Source organism: Streptomyces sp. Mut1 (assembly GCF_030719295.1).
GTDB lineage: Bacteria > Actinomycetota > Actinomycetes > Streptomycetales > Streptomycetaceae > Streptomyces > Streptomyces castrisilvae.
Window position 1 is genome coordinate 4,898,578 of the sequence record NZ_CP120997.1, and the last position, 17,244, is coordinate 4,915,821.

A 17,244-nucleotide genomic window follows, 5' to 3' on the forward strand; every position below is an offset into this window, starting at 1 on the left:
CGGCGACGAGGGGCCGAAAGCGGGGAGCGCGGGCGTGACGCCCGGACCGGCGGACCGGCGGCCCGGGGCTCCCTCACCCCGTCAGGCAGGGGCCCGGCGAGGTGCCGGTATCGTTGCTGACGGCCGGCCCGTTCGTAGAGTTCCCCGTATCGGGGAGCGCGCTTCTTTCGTACGACCGTACAAACCGCATTGCCGTCGCCCCAGCGCCGTGGTGGCGGGCCGGCCGCTTCGAACCGCTCGCACGCGAGAAAGGGCCCAGCCGTGGCCTCCCCGCTCTCCTCCTCCGCCGCCCCGGCCCGCGTGGTCGTCCTGGTCTCCGGGTCCGGTACGAATCTTCAGGCCCTGCTCGACGCGGTCGGCGCCGACCCGGACGGGTACGGTGCCCGGATCGTCGCGGTCGGCGCCGACCGCACCGGCATCGCCGGACTGGAACGGGCCGAGCGTGCCGGGCTCCCCACCTTCGTGTGCCGCGTCAAGGACCACGCCTCCCGCGAGGAGTGGGACGCCGCGCTCGCCGAGGCCACCGCCGCGCACCGGCCGGACCTCGTCGTCTCCGCCGGGTTCATGAAGATCGTGGGCAAGGAGTTCCTCGCCCGCTTCGGCGACCGGTTCGTCAACACCCACCCCGCCCTGCTTCCCAGCTTTCCCGGTGCCCACGGAGTGCGTGACGCGCTCGCGCACGGTGTGAAGGTCACCGGGTGCACCGTCCACTTCGTCGACGACGGTGTCGACACCGGTCCGATCATCGCGCAGGGCGTGGTCGAGGTGACCGAAGAGGACACCCCGGAGGGCGAAGCGGCCCTTCAAGAACGCATCAAGGAAGTCGAGCGCAAGCTGCTCGTCGAGGCCGTGGGGCGGCTCGCCCGTGACGGCTATCGCATTGAGGGACGAAAGGTTCATCTCGGTCATGTCGGTGAATAAGCCCATCCGCCGCGCCCTGGTCAGCGTCTACGACAAGACGGGGCTCGAAGACCTCGCCCGCGGTCTGCACGAGGCGGGTGTCGAACTGGTCTCCACCGGCTCCACCGCCGGAAAGATCGCCGCCGCCGGCGTCCCCGTCACCAAGGTCGAGGAGCTGACCGGCTTCCCCGAGTGCCTCGACGGCCGCGTCAAGACGCTGCACCCCCGCGTCCACGCCGGCATCCTCGCCGACCTGCGCCTGGACGCGCACCGCGAGCAGCTGGCCGAGCTCGGCGTCGAGCCGTTCGACCTGGTGGTCGTCAACCTCTACCCGTTCAAGGAGACCGTCGCCTCCGGTGCCTCCGCCGACGAGTGCGTCGAGCAGATCGACATCGGCGGCCCCTCGATGGTCCGCGCCGCCGCCAAGAACCACCCGTCCGTGGCCGTCGTCACCAGCCCGGAGCGCTACGCCGACGTGCTGGCCGCGGTCGGGGACGGCGGCTTCGACCTGACCGCCCGCAAGCGGCTCGCCGCCGAGGCCTTCCAGCACACCGCCGCCTACGACGTGGCCGTAGCCGCCTGGTTCGCCGCCGACTACGCCGCCGCCGACGACTCGGGCTTCCCCGACTTCCTCGGTACGACGTACGCCCGCGAGAACGTCCTGCGCTACGGCGAGAACCCGCACCAGCCCGCCGCGCTCTACACCTCCGGCGCAGGCGGCCTCGCCGAGGCCGAGCAGCTGCACGGCAAGGAGATGTCCTACAACAACTACACGGACACCGACGCCGCCCGCCGCGCCGCCTACGACCACGCCGAGCCGTGCGTCGCGATCATCAAGCACGCCAACCCGTGCGGCATCGCCATCGCCGACGACGTGGCCGAGGCCCACCGCAACGCCCACGCCTGCGACCCGGTGTCGGCGTACGGCGGGGTCATCGCCGTCAACCGCCCGGTGACGGTCGCCATGGCCGAACAGGTCGCGGAGATCTTCACCGAGGTCATCGTCGCCCCGGCGTACGAGGACGGCGCGGTCGAGATCCTGTCCCGCAAGAAGAACATCCGCGTGCTGCGCTGTCCCGAGGCCCCGTCCGCCGAGGTCGAGGTCAAGCAGATCGACGGCGGCGCGCTGCTCCAGGTCACCGACCGCCTCCAGGCCGAGGGCGACGACCCGGCCAACTGGACGCTCGCCACGGGCGAGGCGCTCTCCGCCGACGAACTGAAGGAGCTGGCCTTCGCCTGGAAGGCGTCCCGCGCGGTCAAGTCCAACGCGATCCTGCTCGCCAAGGGCGGCGCCTCGGTCGGCGTCGGCATGGGCCAGGTCAACCGGGTCGACTCCGCGAAGCTGGCCGTCGAGCGCGCGGGCGCGGAGCGGGCGGCCGGTTCGTACGCGGCGTCCGACGCGTTCTTCCCGTTCCCCGACGGGCTGGAGATCCTGACCGCGGCCGGCATCAAGGCCGTGGCCCAGCCGGGCGGTTCGGTCCGCGACGAGCTGGTGATCGAGGCCGCGAAGAAGGCGGGCGTGACGATGTACTTCACCGGTACCCGGCACTTCTTCCACTGAGCCGGCCGGTCCAGCGCGGTACGACCGAGGGCCGTAACCCCACGCGACGAGCGTGCGGTTACGGCCCTCGGGTCCGTTTGAGGCGCGGTCAGCCGGCCTTGACGACCACGGTGGAGCAGATCTTGTCCGCGAACGTCTGGTTCTTGTCGTCCCACAGCGGCCACAGCCAGCCGATGTAGCAGGCGAGGCTGTCCAGGAAGTGGGCGATGTAGCGGACGAACGCCATGCCGAAGCCGAGCGGCCGGCCGTCCGCCTCGCGCAGGAGGCTGATGCCGAGGGCCTTCTTGCCGATCCACTGACCGGTCGTGCCCTCCTTGTACAGCTTGAAGAGGCCGAGGCCGATGCCGACGATGAGGCCCAGGAAGGCGAGCAGGCCGCCCGCGTTGCCGCCCATCGCGCCGCCGATCCCGATGAGGAGACCGTAGGGGACACCGATGACGATGCCGTCGACGAGGAGCGCGGCGAAGCGGCTTCCCCAGCCGGCGAGCGGCGGGCGGGCTCCCTGGGGCTGACCGTAGTCACCGCCGGAGACGGGCGGGGCCGACGGGTAGCCGTAGCCCTGCTGCGGCACACCCTGCGGGGCCTGCTGGGGGTAGCCGTAACCGGGCTGGCCCTGCGGCGGCTGGCCGGGCTGCTGCCCGTAGGGGTTGTTCGGGTTCGGGTCGCCGAAGCTCATAAGGGTCGTTCCTCCAACAGACGTACGGGGACGAGTGCGGCCGCGCGGAGGAGAGAAAACGTCAGCGGTCCGCCCCCCGGGTACTGCCTGCGGCACTGCGGCCTTCATCGTTATAAGCGGTAAGTAAGTTTGTCCAGCCGCTGCGTAAGAAGTTGTCCAAGTGCAACCTTGCGTCCACCGCCCGTACCTGATTGGTCCGAGGGCGGGGTCATCCGCGAGTATGGGGACATGACTGCCCAGATTCTCGATGGCAAGGCCACCGCAGCCGCGATCAAGTCCGATCTGACCGTCCGCGTGGCGGCCCTCAAGGCCCGGGGCATCACCCCCGGCCTGGGAACCCTGCTCGTCGGGGACGACCCGGGCAGCAGGTGGTACGTGAACGGCAAGCACCGCGACTGCGCGCAGGTCGGTATCGGCTCCATCCAGCGCGAACTGCCCGACACGGCCACGCAGGAGGAGATCGAGGACGTCGTCCGCGAGCTCAACGCCGACCCCGCGTGCACCGGTTACATCGTGCAGCTTCCCCTCCCCAAGGGAATCGACACCAACCGCGTCCTGGAACTGATGGACCCGGCCAAGGACGCCGACGGCCTCCACCCGATGAGCCTGGGCCGGCTCGTGCTCAACGAGACGGGCCCGCTGCCCTGCACCCCGCAGGGCGTCGTCCAGCTGCTGCGCCACCACGGCGTCGAGATCAACGGGGCGCACGTCGTGGTCGTCGGACGCGGCGTCACCATCGGCCGCTCCATCCCGCTGCTGCTGACCCGCAAGTCGGAGAACGCCACGGTGACCCAGTGCCACACCGGTACGCGTGACCTCTCCGCCCACCTCCGGCAGGCCGACATCATCGTCGCCGCCGCGGGCGTGCCGCACATCATCAAGCCCGAGGACGTGAAGCCGGGCGCCGCCGTGCTCGACGTCGGTGTCAGCCGCGACGAGAACGGCAAGATCGTCGGCGACGTCCACCCGGGCGTGGCCGAGGTCGCCGCCTGGATCTCGCCGAACCCGGGCGGTGTCGGACCGATGACCCGCGCCCAGCTGCTCGTCAACGTGGTCGAGGCCGCCGAGCGCGACGCCGACGCCGACGCCGTCTCCGCCGGCTGATCCGGCCCGGAAGGAACCCCATGGGTGCTGGTACGAGTCCGGCCGACCGGGCCGCGTCGGAGACCGGTCCGGCCACCGAAGGGGCCGCCCCGGAGCGGGAGGCGGCCGAGTCCGCCACGGGCGAGGCGGGCGCCGCGCCGGCGGGCGCCGGGGCTGCGAATGCCGGGGCTGCGGATGCCGAGTCCGCCGAGCGCGACGCCGACGCCGCGACCGTCGGGGCTGCCGACGCCGGGGCCGCCGACGCCGAGCGCGACGCTGCCGACGCCGCGACTGCCGGGGCCGGTGAGGCCGCATCCGTCGACGCTGCCTCCGGCCCGTCCGCCCCGTCCGCCTCCGGCTCGTCGCCCGTGGGTGAGGCCCCCGCGGGCGAGGCCGGCGGGGCGCGCCGGTCGCGGCGGTTCTCGTTGACGCGGGACACCGCGCGGCCCGAGGGCGGCGGCCGGGCGGCCGCCGGGGACGCTCCCGCACCCGCCCGTCAGTGGCCGCTGCTCGCCGTGCTCTGCACGGCCGGCGCCGGACTGCTGATCGTGGCGGCCAACCCCTTCGACGAGGCCTTCCGCATCGGCACGATACTGATCGGCGTCGCGCTCGTCGCGGGAGCGGTCCTGCGCCTCGTGGTCCGTTCGGTCGGCATGCTCGCGGTGCGCTCCCGCTTCACCGACCTGGTGACGTACGGGCTGCTGGGCGTCCTCATCGTGATGCTCTCGCTGGTGGCGCAGCCGAAACCGTGGCTGGACATCCCGTTCCTGGAGGACGCGGTCCACTTCACGGTGCGCTGACCTGCCCGTTCGAAGAACCGGTGCCCGTCCCCTCCCCCGAGAAGGGACGGACACCGGAGCGGGGCAACCCGGAGCGAAATGCTCCGAACGTGGCGACTTGAGCGGCCTTGCCCCGTCCTGCTTCCAGCCTTGTCGACCCGGCCCGGCCGTTCAAGGGATGGCTGGGGCCTGTGGCACGGAAGTGACCATTCCGCCATCGTGTGATCGTCAGGCAACATCGTCGGGCAACGGTGGCAGACTGACCGGCGCAGTCCGGGTACGGCAGGACCACCGGGTCCGGACAGAGGCGGAAGCAGGGGCGGACGCAGACGTGTAGGGGGAAGTCATGCCGCGTTGGAAGGCACTGCCGCCGGATCTCGATCCGCAGATCCGGGAGTTCACCGGCCAGCTGCGCCGGCTCGTGGACCGGAGCGGGCTCAGCCTCGCCGCGGTGGCCGACCGCACCGGATACAGCAAGACGTCCTGGGAGCGGTATCTGAACGGCCGGCTGCTCGCGCCCCGGGGCGCGATCTACGCGCTCGCCGAGGTGACGGGCACCAACCGCGTCCACCTCAACACCATGTGGGAGCTGTCGGAGCGGGCCTGGAGCCGCGCCGAGATGCGCCAGGACATGACGATGGAGTCCATCCGGATCACCCAGGCACGGGCCGCGCTCGGCGAGTCCGGCCAGAACCCGCCCGGCCACGGCAGGAGCCGCTCCACCGGCGGCGTCGGTACCGCCCCGGGACGCGGTACGCCCGGCCACGGCCGCCGCCCCGCCCCCGTACCCCCGCGAGGCGGCACGGTCCCGCACCCCCGGCAGCCGCGGTCCGGGGCGGACGTGCCCCCGGGCGGCCCGGGCCTGCCGCCCGCCGTGGCGTACGCGGCCGGCCTCGGCGGTCCGCCGCCGCCCGAGCCCCGGGCCCGCAGGCGTCCCGGACCCGTCCTGATCGCGGCCGTCGCGGCCGGTGTCGTGGCGGTGGCCGTCACCGTGGCACTGCTGACCGGCTCGGACGACGACGCCGGGCGCACCGGGACCGCCGCCGCGACCACCCCCACGCCGTCCGCGACACCGTCGGCGACGCGGCCCGCGACGCCGGCGGCCACGGCGCCGGAGCTGCCCGCCGGGGTCGAGTGCTCCGGTGCCGGCTGCGCCGGGAAGGACGCCGACGACATGGGCTGCGGCGGCGAGCACGTGCGTACGGTTTCGAGCGTCACGGTGGGCGGCGCGTTCGTCGAGGTGCGCTACAGCGAGACCTGCTCGACGGCCTGGGCCCGGATCACCAAGGCCGCGCCGGGCGACACCGTGGAGATCACCTCGGGTCCGGGCGGCGGCCAGGACAGTGCGGTGAAACAGGCCTCGGCGGAGACGTACACGGCGATGGTCGCCGTCGAGCGCGTCGCCGACATCGAGGCCTGCGCCACCCTCGCCTCCGGAACGCGGGGATGCACGGCCGAAGCGTCCCCGTGAGCGGGGAGTGACCGGTCGTGCGCGATGCCACGGGGGGCCGGGCGGCCGCGGGGTTCCGGGTCGGATAGCCTGGCCGACGGATATCTCTTCACATCAAGATTCAGGGATGTCCCGCACCAGGGGCCAGGAGCCCCCACCGCCAGCTGTCTAACGGAGATCGCCATGACCCGCACTCCCGTGAATGTCACCGTGACCGGCGCAGCCGGCCAGATCGGCTACGCGCTGCTCTTCCGCATCGCCTCCGGCCACCTGCTCGGCCCGGACGTGCCGGTCAACCTGCGTCTCCTGGAGATCCCCCAGGGGCTGAAGGCCGCCGAGGGCACCGCGATGGAGCTCGACGACTGCGCCTTCCCGCTGCTGCGCGGCATCGAGATCACCGACGACGCCAACGTCGGCTTCGACGGTGCGAACGTGGCCCTGCTCGTCGGCGCCCGCCCCCGCACCAAGGGCATGGAGCGCGGCGACCTGCTCTCCGCCAACGGCGGCATCTTCAAGCCGCAGGGCAAGGCGATCAACGACAACGCCGCGGACGACATCAAGGTCCTCGTCGTCGGCAACCCGGCCAACACCAACGCGCTCATCGCGCAGGCCGCCGCCCCGGACGTCCCGGCCGAGCGCTTCACCGCGATGACCCGCCTGGACCACAACCGCGCGATCTCGCAGCTGGCCGCCAAGACCGGTGCCGCCGTCTCCGACATCAAGAAGCTGACGATCTGGGGCAACCACTCGGCCACCCAGTACCCCGACATCTTCCACGCCGAGGTCGCCGGCAAGAACGCCGCCGAACTCGTCAACGACGAGGCCTGGCTCGCCGACACCTTCATCCCGACCGTCGCCAAGCGCGGCGCTGCGATCATCGAGGCCCGTGGCGCGTCCTCGGCCGCCTCGGCCGCCAACGCCGCCATCGACCACGTCCACACCTGGGTCAACGGCACCGCCGCGGGCGACTGGACCTCCATGGGCATCCCGTCGGACGGCTCCTACGGCGTTCCCGAGGGCATCATCTCGTCCTTCCCGGTCACCACCGAGAACGGCACCTACAAGATCGTCCAGGGCCTGGACATCAACGAGTTCTCCCGTGCGCGCATCGACGCGTCGGTGAAGGAGCTCACCGAGGAGCGCGACGCGGTCCGCGAGCTCGGCCTGATCTGATCCACCGCCCGTGCGCGCGGGTACGCACACGTTCGCGCGGGTACGCACACGCCCCCGGCAGCCAGGCGGCTGCCGGGGGCGTGTGCGTGCCGCGCTCAGACGCTCCGCAGTTCGTCCGCGATCCCGCGCACGGCCGCCATCGCCCGGCGCTGAAGACCGGGGCCGAAGGTGATCCGGGTGGCGCCCAGCTCACCGAGGCGGCGCGGTCCGGGTCCGTCCGGCCGGGCCAGCGCGTTCAGCGGCTGCCCCGGCAGAGCCTCGGCCAGCGGGCCGAACAGCTCGGGCGGGGCGGCGATCGGGTAGACGCAGTCCGCGCCCGCGGCCGTGTACAGCCGGGCCCGGCGCAGGGTCTCCGCCGCCGGGTCCGTACCGTCCGCAACGCCCGTGACGTAACAGTCCACCCGGGCGTTCACGAACAGCGCGTCCCCGGCCACCGCACGCACCTCGGCCAGCCGGTCCGCCTGCCGGCCGGCGTCCACCAGGACACCGCCCGCCGTGTCCTCCAGATTGCAGCCGACGGCCCCCGTGGCGAGCAGCCGCTCCACCAGCTCCCCGGCCGCCAGTCCGTACCCGCCCTCGATGTCGGCGGTCACGGGTACGGGCACGGCCCGGACGATCCGCGCCACCGCCGCGAACATCTCATCGGCGGGCGTCTCCCCGTCCTCGTACCCGAGCGAGGCCGCGACCCCCGCGCTCGGCGTGGCGAGCGCGGGGAACCCCGCGTCGGCGAGGACCCGGGCGCTCGCCGCGTCCCACGGGCCGGGGAGGACCAGCGGGTCGCCGGGGGTGCGCCCGTGGTGCAGGGCGCGGAGGTCGGACGCGGTCATCGCGTTGCTCCAGACGGGGGAGGGGCGGGGAACGCGCGGGTCAGCGGTGGTCGCCGGGGGTGTAGTGGCCCGGGACCATGCGGGTGGACACGGCGAACCGGTTCCAGGCGTTGATCGTGATGATCGAGGCGATGAGGTGGGCCAGCTCCTCCTCGCCGAAGTGCTTCGCGGCCCGCGCGTACACCTCGTCCGGCACGAAACCGTCGGTCAGGACGGTCACCGCCTCGGTCAGCTCGATCGCCGCGATCTCCTTCGGCGTGTAGAAGTGCCGCGCCTCCTCCCACGCGCTGAGCTGGACGATCCGCTGCGCCGACTCGCCGGCCGCGAGCGCGTCCTTGGTGTGCATGTCCAGGCAGAACGCGCAGTGGTTGAGCTGCGAGGCGCGGATCTTCACCAGCTCGGCGATCACCGGGTCGGTGCCCTTGCGGGAGGCGGCCTCCAGCCGGGCCATCGCCTTGTAGACGTCGGGGGCGTGCTCGGACCAGTTCATGCGCGGGGTGTGCTCGGGGCAGTAGTCGGAGGTCGGGCGGCTGTGCTCGTTCGTCGTCATGGGTACGACGCTACGGGGTGAGTGGCGCAGGGGTATGGTCCACTCCCATGACGGATCAGTGGGCCACTTTCGGCGCGGACCTGCACATCGACCCCAACGGCGCGACCGGTCTGCGGGCGGGCCTGATGGACGCCCTGCGCGAGGCGGTCAGGACCGGCCGGCTGACCCCCGGGACCCGGCTGCCGTCCTCCCGCACGCTCGCCGCCGACCTCGGCATCGCCCGCAACACCGTCGCCGACGCCTACGCCGAACTGGTCGCCGAGGGCTGGCTCACCGCCCGCCAGGGCTCCGGCACCCGGGTGGCACAGCGCGCCGAGTCCCGCCCGGCCACGGCGAAGGCACCGCGTCCCCGGCCGCCCCGCACCGCCCCGGTCCACAACCTGAAGCCGGGCTCGCCCGACCTGTCGACGTTCCCGCGCGCCGACTGGCTGAAGGCGGCCCGCCGCGCCCTGGCCGCCGCCCCCAACGACGCCTTCGGCTACGGCGACCCGCGCGGCCGTATCGAGCTGCGCACCGTCCTCGCCGAATACCTGGCCCGAGCGCGCGGGGTGTACGCGGACCCCGAACGCATCGTGGTCTGCGCTGGCTTCGTGCACGGCCTGATGCTGCTGGGGAGGGTGCTGCGGGGGCGCCGGGTACGGGAGGTGGCCGTCGAGTCGTACGGTCTCCACGTGCACACCCGCCTGCTCACCGAGGCCGGACTGCGCATCCCCTGCCTGCCGCTGGACCACCTCGGCTCCCGCACCGGCGAACTCCACGCGCTGCGCGGCGCGGGCGCGGTGCTCCTGACGCCCGCGCACCAGTTCCCGACGGGGGTCCCGCTCCACCCCGACCGGCGGGCCGCGGCGGTCGACTGGGCGCGCGGTACCGGCGGGCTGATCCTGGAGGACGACTATGACGGGGAGTTCCGCTACGACCGCCAGCCGGTCGGCGCGCTCCAGGGCCTGGACCCCGAACACGTCGTGTACCTGGGCACCGCCAGCAAGTCCCTGGCGCCCGGGGTGCGGCTGGGCTGGATGGTGGTCCCGGAGAACCTGGTGGGCGAGGTCACCGCGGCGAAGGGCGTGAGCGACTGGGCCTCCAGCGCGCTGGACCAGCTGACGCTCGCGGAGTTCATGTCCTCCGGCGCGTACGACCGGCATGTGCGCTCCATGCGGCTGCGCTACCGCAACCGCCGCGACCAGCTCGTCGCGGCGCTGGCCGAACGCGCCCCCTCCATCCGGGTCAGCGGGATCGCCGCCGGCATGCACGCCGTGCTGGAACTCCCGGAGGGCAGCGAGGCGGAGGTCATACGGGCGGCGGCCTGGCAGGGTCTCGCGGTCGAGGGCCTGGCCTTCTTCCGCCACCCGGACGCCGACCTGCGGCGCGAGGCGCTGGTCATCGGCTACGGCACCCCGACCGACAGCGCCTGGGCGGGCACGCTGGAGGCGCTGCTGCGGGTGCTGCCGTAGGGCGGGGCGCGGGGCCCGGACCGGGCGCGCCCCGCGCAAGGCGCCGAGCGCCCGACGCCGGCCGGGCCCCTGCGCCGCCCACCGGGCAGGGGCACGCGTGCCGGCCGGGCGTACGCGTGCTGGCCCGGGGCACGCGTGTCGGCACGAGGCACGCCCCGCCCCCGAGCCGGCCCGCCGGCCCGGGGCACGCGTGTCGGCCCGGGGCGCGCCCAGCGGCCCGGCGCACGCCCACCAGCCCGGCGCACGCCCACCAGCCCGGCGCACGCGTGCCGACCCCGCCCCGAGCGCTCGCTCCGCACCCGAGTCGGTTCGCCGGCCGAGCCGCAGAGCCCGCCCCGCGTCCGGCGCCGAGCACCCGTCCCCGGCTCAGCTGCGCAGGACCTCGCGCAGCTGCTCCAGACCCCAGTCCAGGTCCTCCTTGCTGATCACCAGGGGCGGTGCGATCCGGATCGTCGAGCCGTGGGTGTCCTTCACCAGCACCCGGCGTTCCATCAGCTTCTCGGAGATCTCCCGGCCGGTGCCCCGGTCCGGGTCGATGTCGACGCCGGCCCACAGCCCGCGCCCCCGTACGGCCTCCACCGCCCCGCCGCCCACCAGCAGGCCCAGCTCGTGGTGGAGATGGTCGCCCAGCTCGGCGGCCCGCTGCTGGTACTCGCCGGTGCGCAGCATGTCGATGACCTCAAGGGCCACCGCGCAGGCGAGGGGATTGCCGCCGAACGTCGAGCCGTGCTCCCCGGGCCGGTACACCCCGAGCACCGCCGCCGACGACACCACGGCCGACACCGGCACCACGCCGCCGCCGAGCGCCTTGCCGAGCAGGTACATGTCCGGCACGACGCCCTCGTGCTCACAGGCGAAGGTCTTCCCCGTCCGGCCCAGGCCCGACTGGATCTCGTCGGCGATGAACAGCACGTTCCGCTCGCGGGTCAGCTCCCGGATCCCGGGGAGATAGCCGGGCGGCGGCACCAGGACCCCCGCCTCGCCCTGGATCGGCTCGATCAGCACCGCCACGGTGTTCTCGGTCATGGCCTCCCGCATCGCGGTGAGATCCCCGTACGGCACGATCTCGAAGCCGGGCGTGTACGGGCCGAAGTCGGCCCGCGCCTCGGGGTCCGTGGAGAAGCTGACGACGGTGGTCGTGCGGCCGTGGAAGTTGTCGGCGGCGACGATGATCTTCGCCATGCCGTCCGGTACGCCCTTGACCCGGTAGCCCCACTTGCGGGCGGTCTTCACGGCCGTCTCCACGGCCTCCGCCCCCGTGTTCATCGGCAGCACCATCTCCATGCCGCACAGCTCGGCCAGGCCCGTACAGAAATCGGCGAAGCGGTCGTGGTGGAAGGCGCGCGAGGTGAGCGTCACCCGCTCCAGCTGCGCCTTCGCGGCGTCGATCAGCCGGCGGTTGCCGTGGCCGAAATTGAGCGCCGAATACCCCGCGAGCATGTCGAGGTAGCGCCGCCCCTCGACATCGGTCATCCAGGCCCCGTCCGCCGTGGCGACGACGACGGGCAGCGGGTGGTAGTTGTGCGCACTGTGCGCCTCGGCGGAGGCGATGGCGTTGTCCGTGGTCGACACGGGATCTCCGTTCGGTCGTCGTGCGGTGCGGGCTGGGGTGTGCCCACTTTGTATCGTCGGTCGGATCCCCACCGAGGAAACCTCCACTTCGCGGCGTGCCCGTGTTTTCCCCTGCCGGGACGCGGGCAGTGCGTGGGCCGATGTCCGGGCCTCCCGCGGTCCCGAGGCCGAAAGGCTTCTTGCGCCTACAGACTGTGCGGGTAGCGTTACAGCACTCCGCGGTTGGTGATGCGTATGCAAAGGGGGATGCATGTCATTCAGGGAGGACGGGGCGCGGCTCAAGGCGGACGCGGTTCCTCGGGAGGAGGCGGCGCCGATGCGGCTTGCCTCTGCCGAGCCCGGACCTCTTACCGCCTGGAACACGACCGGCACGGATTTAGGACTGGCGGACGGGCCGATACGGACCAAGGCATCCGGAATTCGCACAGCGAGCTCCGAAGCCAATGAGAAGTCGAAGCTCGACGACGCGGAAGCGGTGGGGAGACTGCACTCCGGGTGGTTCGCCGGCGCCGCGAGCAACGACTGTGTGGCCGCCTGGCAGAGGCATCTGCACGGACTCAGCGACCTTGTCGAGGACGCTGCCGCCGCCTTGACCAAGGCGATGGACAGCCAGATCAGCGAAGACGTATCCCTTGCCCAGCGGCTCAGGGCCCAGGCCGACTGGCTGGAGGATGCCTGATGGTCTCGGTCGGTGAACTGAGCGGCGCCCAGCCCGGCAAGTGGCGAGATGCCGCCGATGACGCCATCGCAGCTGCGAAGCAATGCGAAGGCATCAGCTCCTACGCCCGGGACGAAGTCGCTTCCACACTCGGACAGTGCTGGGTGGGAGACACCGGGCGCGCGGCACGCGGCCGTTTCGTGAAGCACGCCGACGACTACGAGGCGGCGTCCATGGCGCTGCGCGCCATGGCAAGGGCCTACGACGGCCTGGCCGACGACATCACCGACGCACAGCGCGACCTGACCGGCGCCCTCGACTACGCCCGCACCCATGAGCTGAAGGTCAGCTCGTTCGGCCGGTTCTTCGACTGGTCGCTTCAGCAGACCGTCAAGCCGGACAAGTCGCTCGGCATTACGCACATGAAGCTGGAGACCGCGAGAGCGGTCATCACGAACAATCGGGGAGCGTTCATGCTCTCGGACGGTACATATCTCGCGGACTTCAACGACTCGCAGCTCACCAAGTACATCGAGGAGAATCCCGATGAAGACGTCCGGCTGAGCGCCTATCACCTCAAGGAGTTGCAGGGGCAGCCTTACGGTGCTGAGACCGACAAGCAGCTGTTCACGCTCTATGCCGCGGACACCCCGGACGTCCGGGAGAAGAACGAGCAGTACGGTGACGAGTCCGGAGCGCGAGGGGCCGACATCAAGGTCCGGGGGGAGAACTGGGACAGGCTTGAGCCCCACCTCGATGACGCGATGGCCTGGGACGCGCTGAGCGACGAAGAGCGTGCCAAGGCGATCCGGCAACTGGAGTCGGATACACCCGCCGGACACCATGTTTCCATCGAGCCGATTTACGCGGCGGGCGGTCCCACGACAGGGAACGGCAGCGGTGACCCCGAACCAGGAACGCCGTCACCCAGCCCCGGACCGGCGCCAACACCCCCTGGGAACAACTGAGTACATGAAGAAGACGAGCTTTATTCTCGCGGTCCTCGTTCTTGCCGCCGGTCTCACTGCCTGCGGCCCGGCGGATACCAATAGTTCCCGTCCGCGCGTCCCGATGCCGAGCAGTGTTCCCACGGAGCCTGTGTTTGCTACGGCGGACGATGTGATGGAGGCCATGGGGGATGGTGGGCTTGAGTGCAGGCTTCTTCGTCGCGCACGGGCGAATTTCGGCTCGGGGCTCGATTGCGTTGTCGAAATCATGGGAGCGGAGGTGGAGAACGAGATCCATGTACTCGACCCCGCCAGGTTCAGCCGTGACGACATCGGAAACTCCATCGCAGGCAGGCGCGAGGTGTACAAACACACGATCGTGGCTGCGGGCAACTGGTACATCCGGGTCATGTATCCCGTGTTCGCCCCGCAGGTCGCCAAGGCTGTCAAGGGTGTGGTCCTGCCGCCTACAGGCCGGGGGCAGTCGACGCCTCCCGGGACCGGTTGAGTACATGAAGAAGACGAGCTTCGTTCTCGCGGTCCTCGTTCTCGCGGTCGGTCTCACTGCCTGCGGCCCGATGGAGACCAACAGTTCCCGTCCCCGCGTCCCGATGCCCAGCAGCGTCCCCACCCAGCCCGTGTACGCCACTGCGGACGATGTGATGGAGGCCATGGGTGACGGTGGGCTTGAGTGCAGGCTTCTTCGTCGCGCACGGGCGAATTTCGGCTCGGGGCTCGATTGCGTTGTCGAAATCATGGGCACGGAGGTGGAGAACGAGATCCAGGTACTCGACCCCGCCAGGTTCAGCCGTGACGACATCGGCGACTCCATTGCCGTCGGGCGCGAGGTGTACAGACACACGATCGTGGCTGCGGGCAACTGGTACATCTGGGTCAGGTATCCCGTGTTCGCCCCGCAGGTCGCCAAGGCTCTCAAGGGTGTCGTCCTGCCCCCCACAGGCCAGGGGCGGCGGAGCTGAGGACGCGGACCGCGCCACGTCCTCGGCGTCCTCATGCCTTTCCTCCACCGGCTGCCCGCGAAGCCTCGCGCACCTGAGACAATGACTTCCATGGCCTCTGAACGTCCCCGTGTGCTCTCCGGAATCCAGCCCACCGCAGGCTCGTTCCACCTCGGCAACTATCTCGGTGCGGTCCGCCAGTGGGTGGCTCTGCAGGAGTCCCACGACGCCTTCTACATGGTGGTCGACCTGCATGCGATCACCGTTGCCCAGGACCCCGCGCAGCTGCGTGCCAACACCCGGCTCGCCGTTGCCCAGCTGCTCGCCGCCGGGCTCGATCCCGAGCGCTGCACGCTGTTCGTCCAGAGCCATGTGCCCGAGCACGCGCAGCTGGGCTGGGTCATGAACTGCCTGGCCGGGTTCGGCGAGGCGTCGCGGATGACGCAGTTCAAGGACAAGTCCGCCCGGCACGGGGCCGACCGCACCACGGTGGGGCTGTTCACCTACCCGATGCTGATGGTCGCCGACATCCTGCTCTACCAGGCCGACGAGGTCCCGGTGGGCGAGGACCAGCGCCAGCACCTGGAGCTGACCCGTAATCTCGCCGAGCGGTTCAACGGCACCTACGGCGACACCTTCACCATCCCGGACCCGTACATCCTCAAGGAGACGGCGAAGATCTACGACCTCCAGGACCCGTCGGCCAAGATGAGCAAGTCGACGGCGAACCCGAAGGGTCTGATCAACCTCCTGGACGAGCCGAAGGCCACCGCCAAGAAGGTGAAGAGCGCGGTCACCGACACCGACACGGTGATCCGCTTCGACCGGGCCGAGAAGCCGGGCGTCAGTAATCTGCTGACCATCCACTCGACGCTCACCGGCGCCTCCGTGCCGGAGCTGGAGCAGAAGTACGAGGGCAAGGGCTACGGCGCGCTGAAGACGGACCTCGCCGAGATCATGGTCGACTTCGTCACACCGTTCCGCACCCGCACCCAGGAATATCTGGACGACACCGAGACGCTGGACTCCATCCTGGCCAAGGGAGCGGAGAAGGCGCGGGCGGTCGCCGCCGAGACCCTGGCGCTGACCTACGACCGGATGGGCCTTCTGCCGGCGAAGCACTGAGTCCAAGGACCCTGGCGGCGAGGCACTCACAGGCGGCACACTGGCGACGTGAAGCTTGCGGCCGGTCTTGGCTGAAAACAGACCACCGAGGATTGAGGAGAACGACGTGGGGACCGTAACGCTCGGCGTTTCGATCGCGGTCCCGGAGCCCTACGGCAGCCTGCTCCAGGAGCGGCGCGCGAGCTTCGGGGACCCTGCCGCACACGGCATTCCCACCCACGTCACCCTCCTGCCGCCGACCGAGGCGGAGGCGGCCCGCCTGCCCGCGATCGAGGTGCATCTCGCCTCGATCGCGACCGGCAGCCGCCCCTTCCCGATGCGGCTGTCCGGCACGGGCACCTTCCGGCCGCTCTCGCCGGTGGTCTTCGTCCAGGTCGTGGAGGGCGCCTCGGCCTGCTCCTGGCTCCAGAAGCGGGTCCGGGACGCCTCCGGACCGCTGATGCGCGAGCTGCAGTTCCCGTACCACCCGCACGTCACCGTCGCCCACGGCATCCCCGAGGCGGCGATGGACCGGGCGTACGAGGAGCTCGCCGACTACGAGGCGTCCTGGACCTGCGGCTCCTTCGCCCTGTACGAGCAGGGCCCGGACCTCGTCTGGCGCAAGATCAACGAGTTCCCCTTCGGGGCGGGCGGCGTCGGCCCCGCCGTCCCCGCCCAGAGCGGCAGCTCCCTCGACGCGCCCTCGCTCCAGCCGTAGGCGCCACCCTCACACCGGCATACGGCGGAACAGCGGCCTCGGCACGTGCCGCAGCGCCGACATCACCGCCCGCAGCGCCCCCGGCACCCACACCGTCTCCGAACGCCGCCGCAGCCCGGTCACGATCGCGTCCGCGACCGCGCCCGGCGTCGTCACCAGCGGTGTGCGGGTGAACGGGATCGTCGCGAGCGGGCCCCCGGCGCCCCGTTCCCCGGCTCCTCGGCCCCCGGCCGCCCGGACCGCCGCCGCGTTCGGCACCACCAGCCCCGGGCGCACCACCATCACGTGCACCCCCGTGCCGTGCAGCGCGTCCCCGAGGCCCTGGGTGAACACGTCCAGGCCCGCCTTGCTCGACCCGTAGATGAAGTCCGCCCGCCGGGCGCGCTCACCGGCCACCGAGGACAGCACCACCAGCGAGCCGTGTCCCTGCGCCTGGAGCGCGCCGGCGCACACCAGCCCGGCGGAGACCGCCCCGGTGTAGTTCGTCTGCGCGACCCGGACCGCGGCGAGCGGCTCCTCCTCGTCGCGCTCCTGGTCGCCCGGGATGCCGAAGGCGAGGAGCACCATGTCGATGTCGCCCTCGGTGAAGATCTTGCCCAGGACCGTTTCGTGGGACGCGGTGTCCAGAGCGTCGAACGCGACGGTCTGCACGTACGCCCCGCGCCCGCGCAGATCGTCCGCGGCGGCGTCCAGCGCGGGGGAGGGGCGGCCGGCCAGCCAGACCGTGCGGGTGCGGTGGGCGATCAGGCGGCGTGCCGTGGCGAGCCCGATCTCCGACGTGCCGCCGAGGACGAGCAGGGACTGCGGGGCACCGAAGGCATCCTTCACGGGAACGC

At 71.7% G+C, this 17,244-nt stretch carries 18 protein-coding genes; 13 read left to right on the forward strand and 5 right to left on the reverse strand.

Annotated features, from left to right (window positions below):
- Window positions 1–261: 261 nt before the first annotated feature.
- Both purN and purH read left to right on the forward strand, forming a co-directional pair.
- Window positions 262–921, forward strand: a complete 660-nt coding sequence (gene purN / locus P8A18_RS21360) for a phosphoribosylglycinamide formyltransferase (RefSeq protein ID WP_306056701.1) — start codon at window positions 262–264, stop codon at window positions 919–921.
- Window positions 908–2,461, forward strand: a complete 1,554-nt coding sequence (gene purH / locus P8A18_RS21365; RefSeq protein ID WP_306056702.1) for a bifunctional phosphoribosylaminoimidazolecarboxamide formyltransferase/IMP cyclohydrolase — start codon at window positions 908–910, stop codon at window positions 2,459–2,461. The genes purN and purH overlap by 14 nt, the downstream gene beginning before the upstream one ends.
- A gap of 88 nt (window positions 2,462–2,549) precedes the next feature.
- Here the strand turns inward: purH and P8A18_RS21370 are convergent, their stop codons facing one another.
- Window positions 2,550–3,137 carry an RDD family protein gene (locus P8A18_RS21370; protein ID WP_306056704.1) on the reverse strand — a complete coding sequence of 196 codons (588 nt, stop codon included), beginning with the start codon at window positions 3,135–3,137 and terminating at the stop codon, window positions 2,550–2,552.
- 228 nt (window positions 3,138–3,365) lie between these two features.
- On the opposite strand from P8A18_RS21370, the gene P8A18_RS21375 reads away from it, so the two are divergent.
- The 4 genes from P8A18_RS21375 to P8A18_RS21390 all read left to right on the forward strand — a co-directional run bounded on the left by P8A18_RS21375 (window position 3,366) and on the right by P8A18_RS21390 (window position 7,622).
- The gene (locus tag P8A18_RS21375; RefSeq protein WP_018550513.1) at window positions 3,366–4,241 is read left to right on the forward strand and encodes a bifunctional methylenetetrahydrofolate dehydrogenase/methenyltetrahydrofolate cyclohydrolase; all 876 of its coding nucleotides are present in this window, start codon (window positions 3,366–3,368) and stop codon (window positions 4,239–4,241) included.
- 20 nt (window positions 4,242–4,261) lie between these two features.
- Window positions 4,262–5,020: a DUF3017 domain-containing protein gene (locus tag P8A18_RS21380; protein WP_306056707.1), complete on the forward strand. Its 759-nt coding sequence runs from the start codon at window positions 4,262–4,264 to the stop codon at window positions 5,018–5,020.
- A gap of 325 nt (window positions 5,021–5,345) precedes the next feature.
- Window positions 5,346–6,470, forward strand: coding sequence for a helix-turn-helix domain-containing protein (locus tag P8A18_RS21385; RefSeq protein WP_306056710.1), 1,125 nt, complete (start codon window positions 5,346–5,348; stop codon window positions 6,468–6,470).
- 162 nt (window positions 6,471–6,632) lie between these two features.
- A complete protein-coding gene (locus P8A18_RS21390; protein ID WP_018550510.1) occupies window positions 6,633–7,622 on the forward strand; it encodes a malate dehydrogenase in 990 nt (329 codons plus the stop codon).
- Window positions 7,623–7,717: 95 nt separating this feature from the next.
- Here P8A18_RS21390 and P8A18_RS21395 read toward each other — a convergent pair whose 3' ends face one another.
- Window positions 7,718–8,449 (reverse strand): isocitrate lyase/PEP mutase family protein, encoded by a 732-nt coding sequence (locus P8A18_RS21395; protein ID WP_306056712.1) that lies wholly within the window; start codon window positions 8,447–8,449, stop codon window positions 7,718–7,720.
- Between the two features lie 40 nt (window positions 8,450–8,489).
- Entirely contained in the window at window positions 8,490–8,999 is a 510-nt protein-coding gene (locus P8A18_RS21400; RefSeq protein WP_018550508.1) for a carboxymuconolactone decarboxylase family protein, read from the reverse strand.
- Window positions 9,000–9,046: 47 nt separating this feature from the next.
- On the opposite strand from P8A18_RS21400, the gene pdxR reads away from it, so the two are divergent.
- Window positions 9,047–10,450: a MocR-like pyridoxine biosynthesis transcription factor PdxR gene (gene pdxR, locus P8A18_RS21405; protein ID WP_306056714.1), complete on the forward strand. Its 1,404-nt coding sequence runs from the start codon at window positions 9,047–9,049 to the stop codon at window positions 10,448–10,450.
- 366 nt (window positions 10,451–10,816) lie between these two features.
- On the opposite strand, the gene rocD is transcribed toward pdxR, so the two are convergent.
- Entirely contained in the window at window positions 10,817–12,022 is a 1,206-nt protein-coding gene (gene rocD, locus P8A18_RS21410; RefSeq protein ID WP_306056715.1) for an ornithine--oxo-acid transaminase, read from the reverse strand.
- Window positions 12,023–12,272: 250 nt separating this feature from the next.
- On the opposite strand from rocD, the gene P8A18_RS21415 reads away from it, so the two are divergent.
- The 6 genes from P8A18_RS21415 to P8A18_RS21440 all read left to right on the forward strand — a co-directional run bounded on the left by P8A18_RS21415 (window position 12,273) and on the right by P8A18_RS21440 (window position 16,408).
- Window positions 12,273–12,701 (forward strand): hypothetical protein, encoded by a 429-nt coding sequence (locus P8A18_RS21415; protein ID WP_306056718.1) that lies wholly within the window; start codon window positions 12,273–12,275, stop codon window positions 12,699–12,701.
- Complete coding sequence (locus P8A18_RS21420; protein WP_306056720.1) at window positions 12,701–13,648, forward strand: hypothetical protein; 948 nt, start codon at window positions 12,701–12,703, stop codon at window positions 13,646–13,648. The genes P8A18_RS21415 and P8A18_RS21420 overlap by 1 nt, the downstream gene beginning before the upstream one ends.
- A gap of 4 nt (window positions 13,649–13,652) precedes the next feature.
- Window positions 13,653–14,135: a hypothetical protein gene (locus tag P8A18_RS21425; RefSeq protein ID WP_306056722.1), complete on the forward strand. Its 483-nt coding sequence runs from the start codon at window positions 13,653–13,655 to the stop codon at window positions 14,133–14,135.
- Between the two features lie 4 nt (window positions 14,136–14,139).
- On the forward strand, window positions 14,140–14,607 hold the full coding sequence (locus tag P8A18_RS21430; RefSeq protein WP_306056724.1) for a hypothetical protein: 468 nt from the start codon (window positions 14,140–14,142) through the stop codon (window positions 14,605–14,607).
- Window positions 14,608–14,697: 90 nt separating this feature from the next.
- Window positions 14,698–15,711 carry a tryptophan--tRNA ligase gene (gene trpS / locus P8A18_RS21435; RefSeq protein ID WP_306056726.1) on the forward strand — a complete coding sequence of 338 codons (1,014 nt, stop codon included), beginning with the start codon at window positions 14,698–14,700 and terminating at the stop codon, window positions 15,709–15,711.
- Window positions 15,712–15,817: 106 nt separating this feature from the next.
- Complete coding sequence (locus tag P8A18_RS21440) at window positions 15,818–16,408, forward strand: 2'-5' RNA ligase family protein (protein WP_306056728.1); 591 nt, start codon at window positions 15,818–15,820, stop codon at window positions 16,406–16,408.
- Between the two features lie 9 nt (window positions 16,409–16,417).
- Here the strand turns inward: P8A18_RS21440 and dprE2 are convergent, their stop codons facing one another.
- Window positions 16,418–17,236, reverse strand: a complete 819-nt coding sequence (dprE2, locus tag P8A18_RS21445; RefSeq protein WP_018550499.1) for a decaprenylphospho-beta-D-erythro-pentofuranosid-2-ulose 2-reductase — start codon at window positions 17,234–17,236, stop codon at window positions 16,418–16,420.
- Between the last annotated feature and the right edge of the window lie 8 nt (window positions 17,237–17,244).

Bases quoted from the DNA above. Each gene is read 5' to 3' on its own strand.
- purH (WP_306056702.1), top strand. From the start codon at position 908: ATGTCGGTGAATAAGCCCATCCGCCGCGCCCTGGTCAGCGTCTACGAC.
- P8A18_RS21370 (WP_306056704.1), bottom strand. From the start codon at position 3,137: ATGAGCTTCGGCGACCCGAACCCGAACAACCCCTACGGGCAGCAGCCC.
- P8A18_RS21375 (WP_018550513.1), top strand. From the start codon at position 3,366: ATGACTGCCCAGATTCTCGATGGCAAGGCCACCGCAGCCGCGATCAAG.
- P8A18_RS21380 (WP_306056707.1), top strand. From the start codon at position 4,262: ATGGGTGCTGGTACGAGTCCGGCCGACCGGGCCGCGTCGGAGACCGGT.
- P8A18_RS21385 (WP_306056710.1), top strand. From the start codon at position 5,346: ATGCCGCGTTGGAAGGCACTGCCGCCGGATCTCGATCCGCAGATCCGG.
- P8A18_RS21390 (WP_018550510.1), top strand. From the start codon at position 6,633: ATGACCCGCACTCCCGTGAATGTCACCGTGACCGGCGCAGCCGGCCAG.
- P8A18_RS21395 (WP_306056712.1), bottom strand. From the start codon at position 8,449: ATGACCGCGTCCGACCTCCGCGCCCTGCACCACGGGCGCACCCCCGGC.
- P8A18_RS21400 (WP_018550508.1), bottom strand. From the start codon at position 8,999: ATGACGACGAACGAGCACAGCCGCCCGACCTCCGACTACTGCCCCGAG.
- pdxR (WP_306056714.1), top strand. From the start codon at position 9,047: ATGACGGATCAGTGGGCCACTTTCGGCGCGGACCTGCACATCGACCCC.
- P8A18_RS21415 (WP_306056718.1), top strand. From the start codon at position 12,273: ATGTCATTCAGGGAGGACGGGGCGCGGCTCAAGGCGGACGCGGTTCCT.
- P8A18_RS21420 (WP_306056720.1), top strand. From the start codon at position 12,701: ATGGTCTCGGTCGGTGAACTGAGCGGCGCCCAGCCCGGCAAGTGGCGA.
- P8A18_RS21425 (WP_306056722.1), top strand. From the start codon at position 13,653: ATGAAGAAGACGAGCTTTATTCTCGCGGTCCTCGTTCTTGCCGCCGGT.
- P8A18_RS21430 (WP_306056724.1), top strand. From the start codon at position 14,140: ATGAAGAAGACGAGCTTCGTTCTCGCGGTCCTCGTTCTCGCGGTCGGT.
- trpS (WP_306056726.1), top strand. From the start codon at position 14,698: ATGGCCTCTGAACGTCCCCGTGTGCTCTCCGGAATCCAGCCCACCGCA.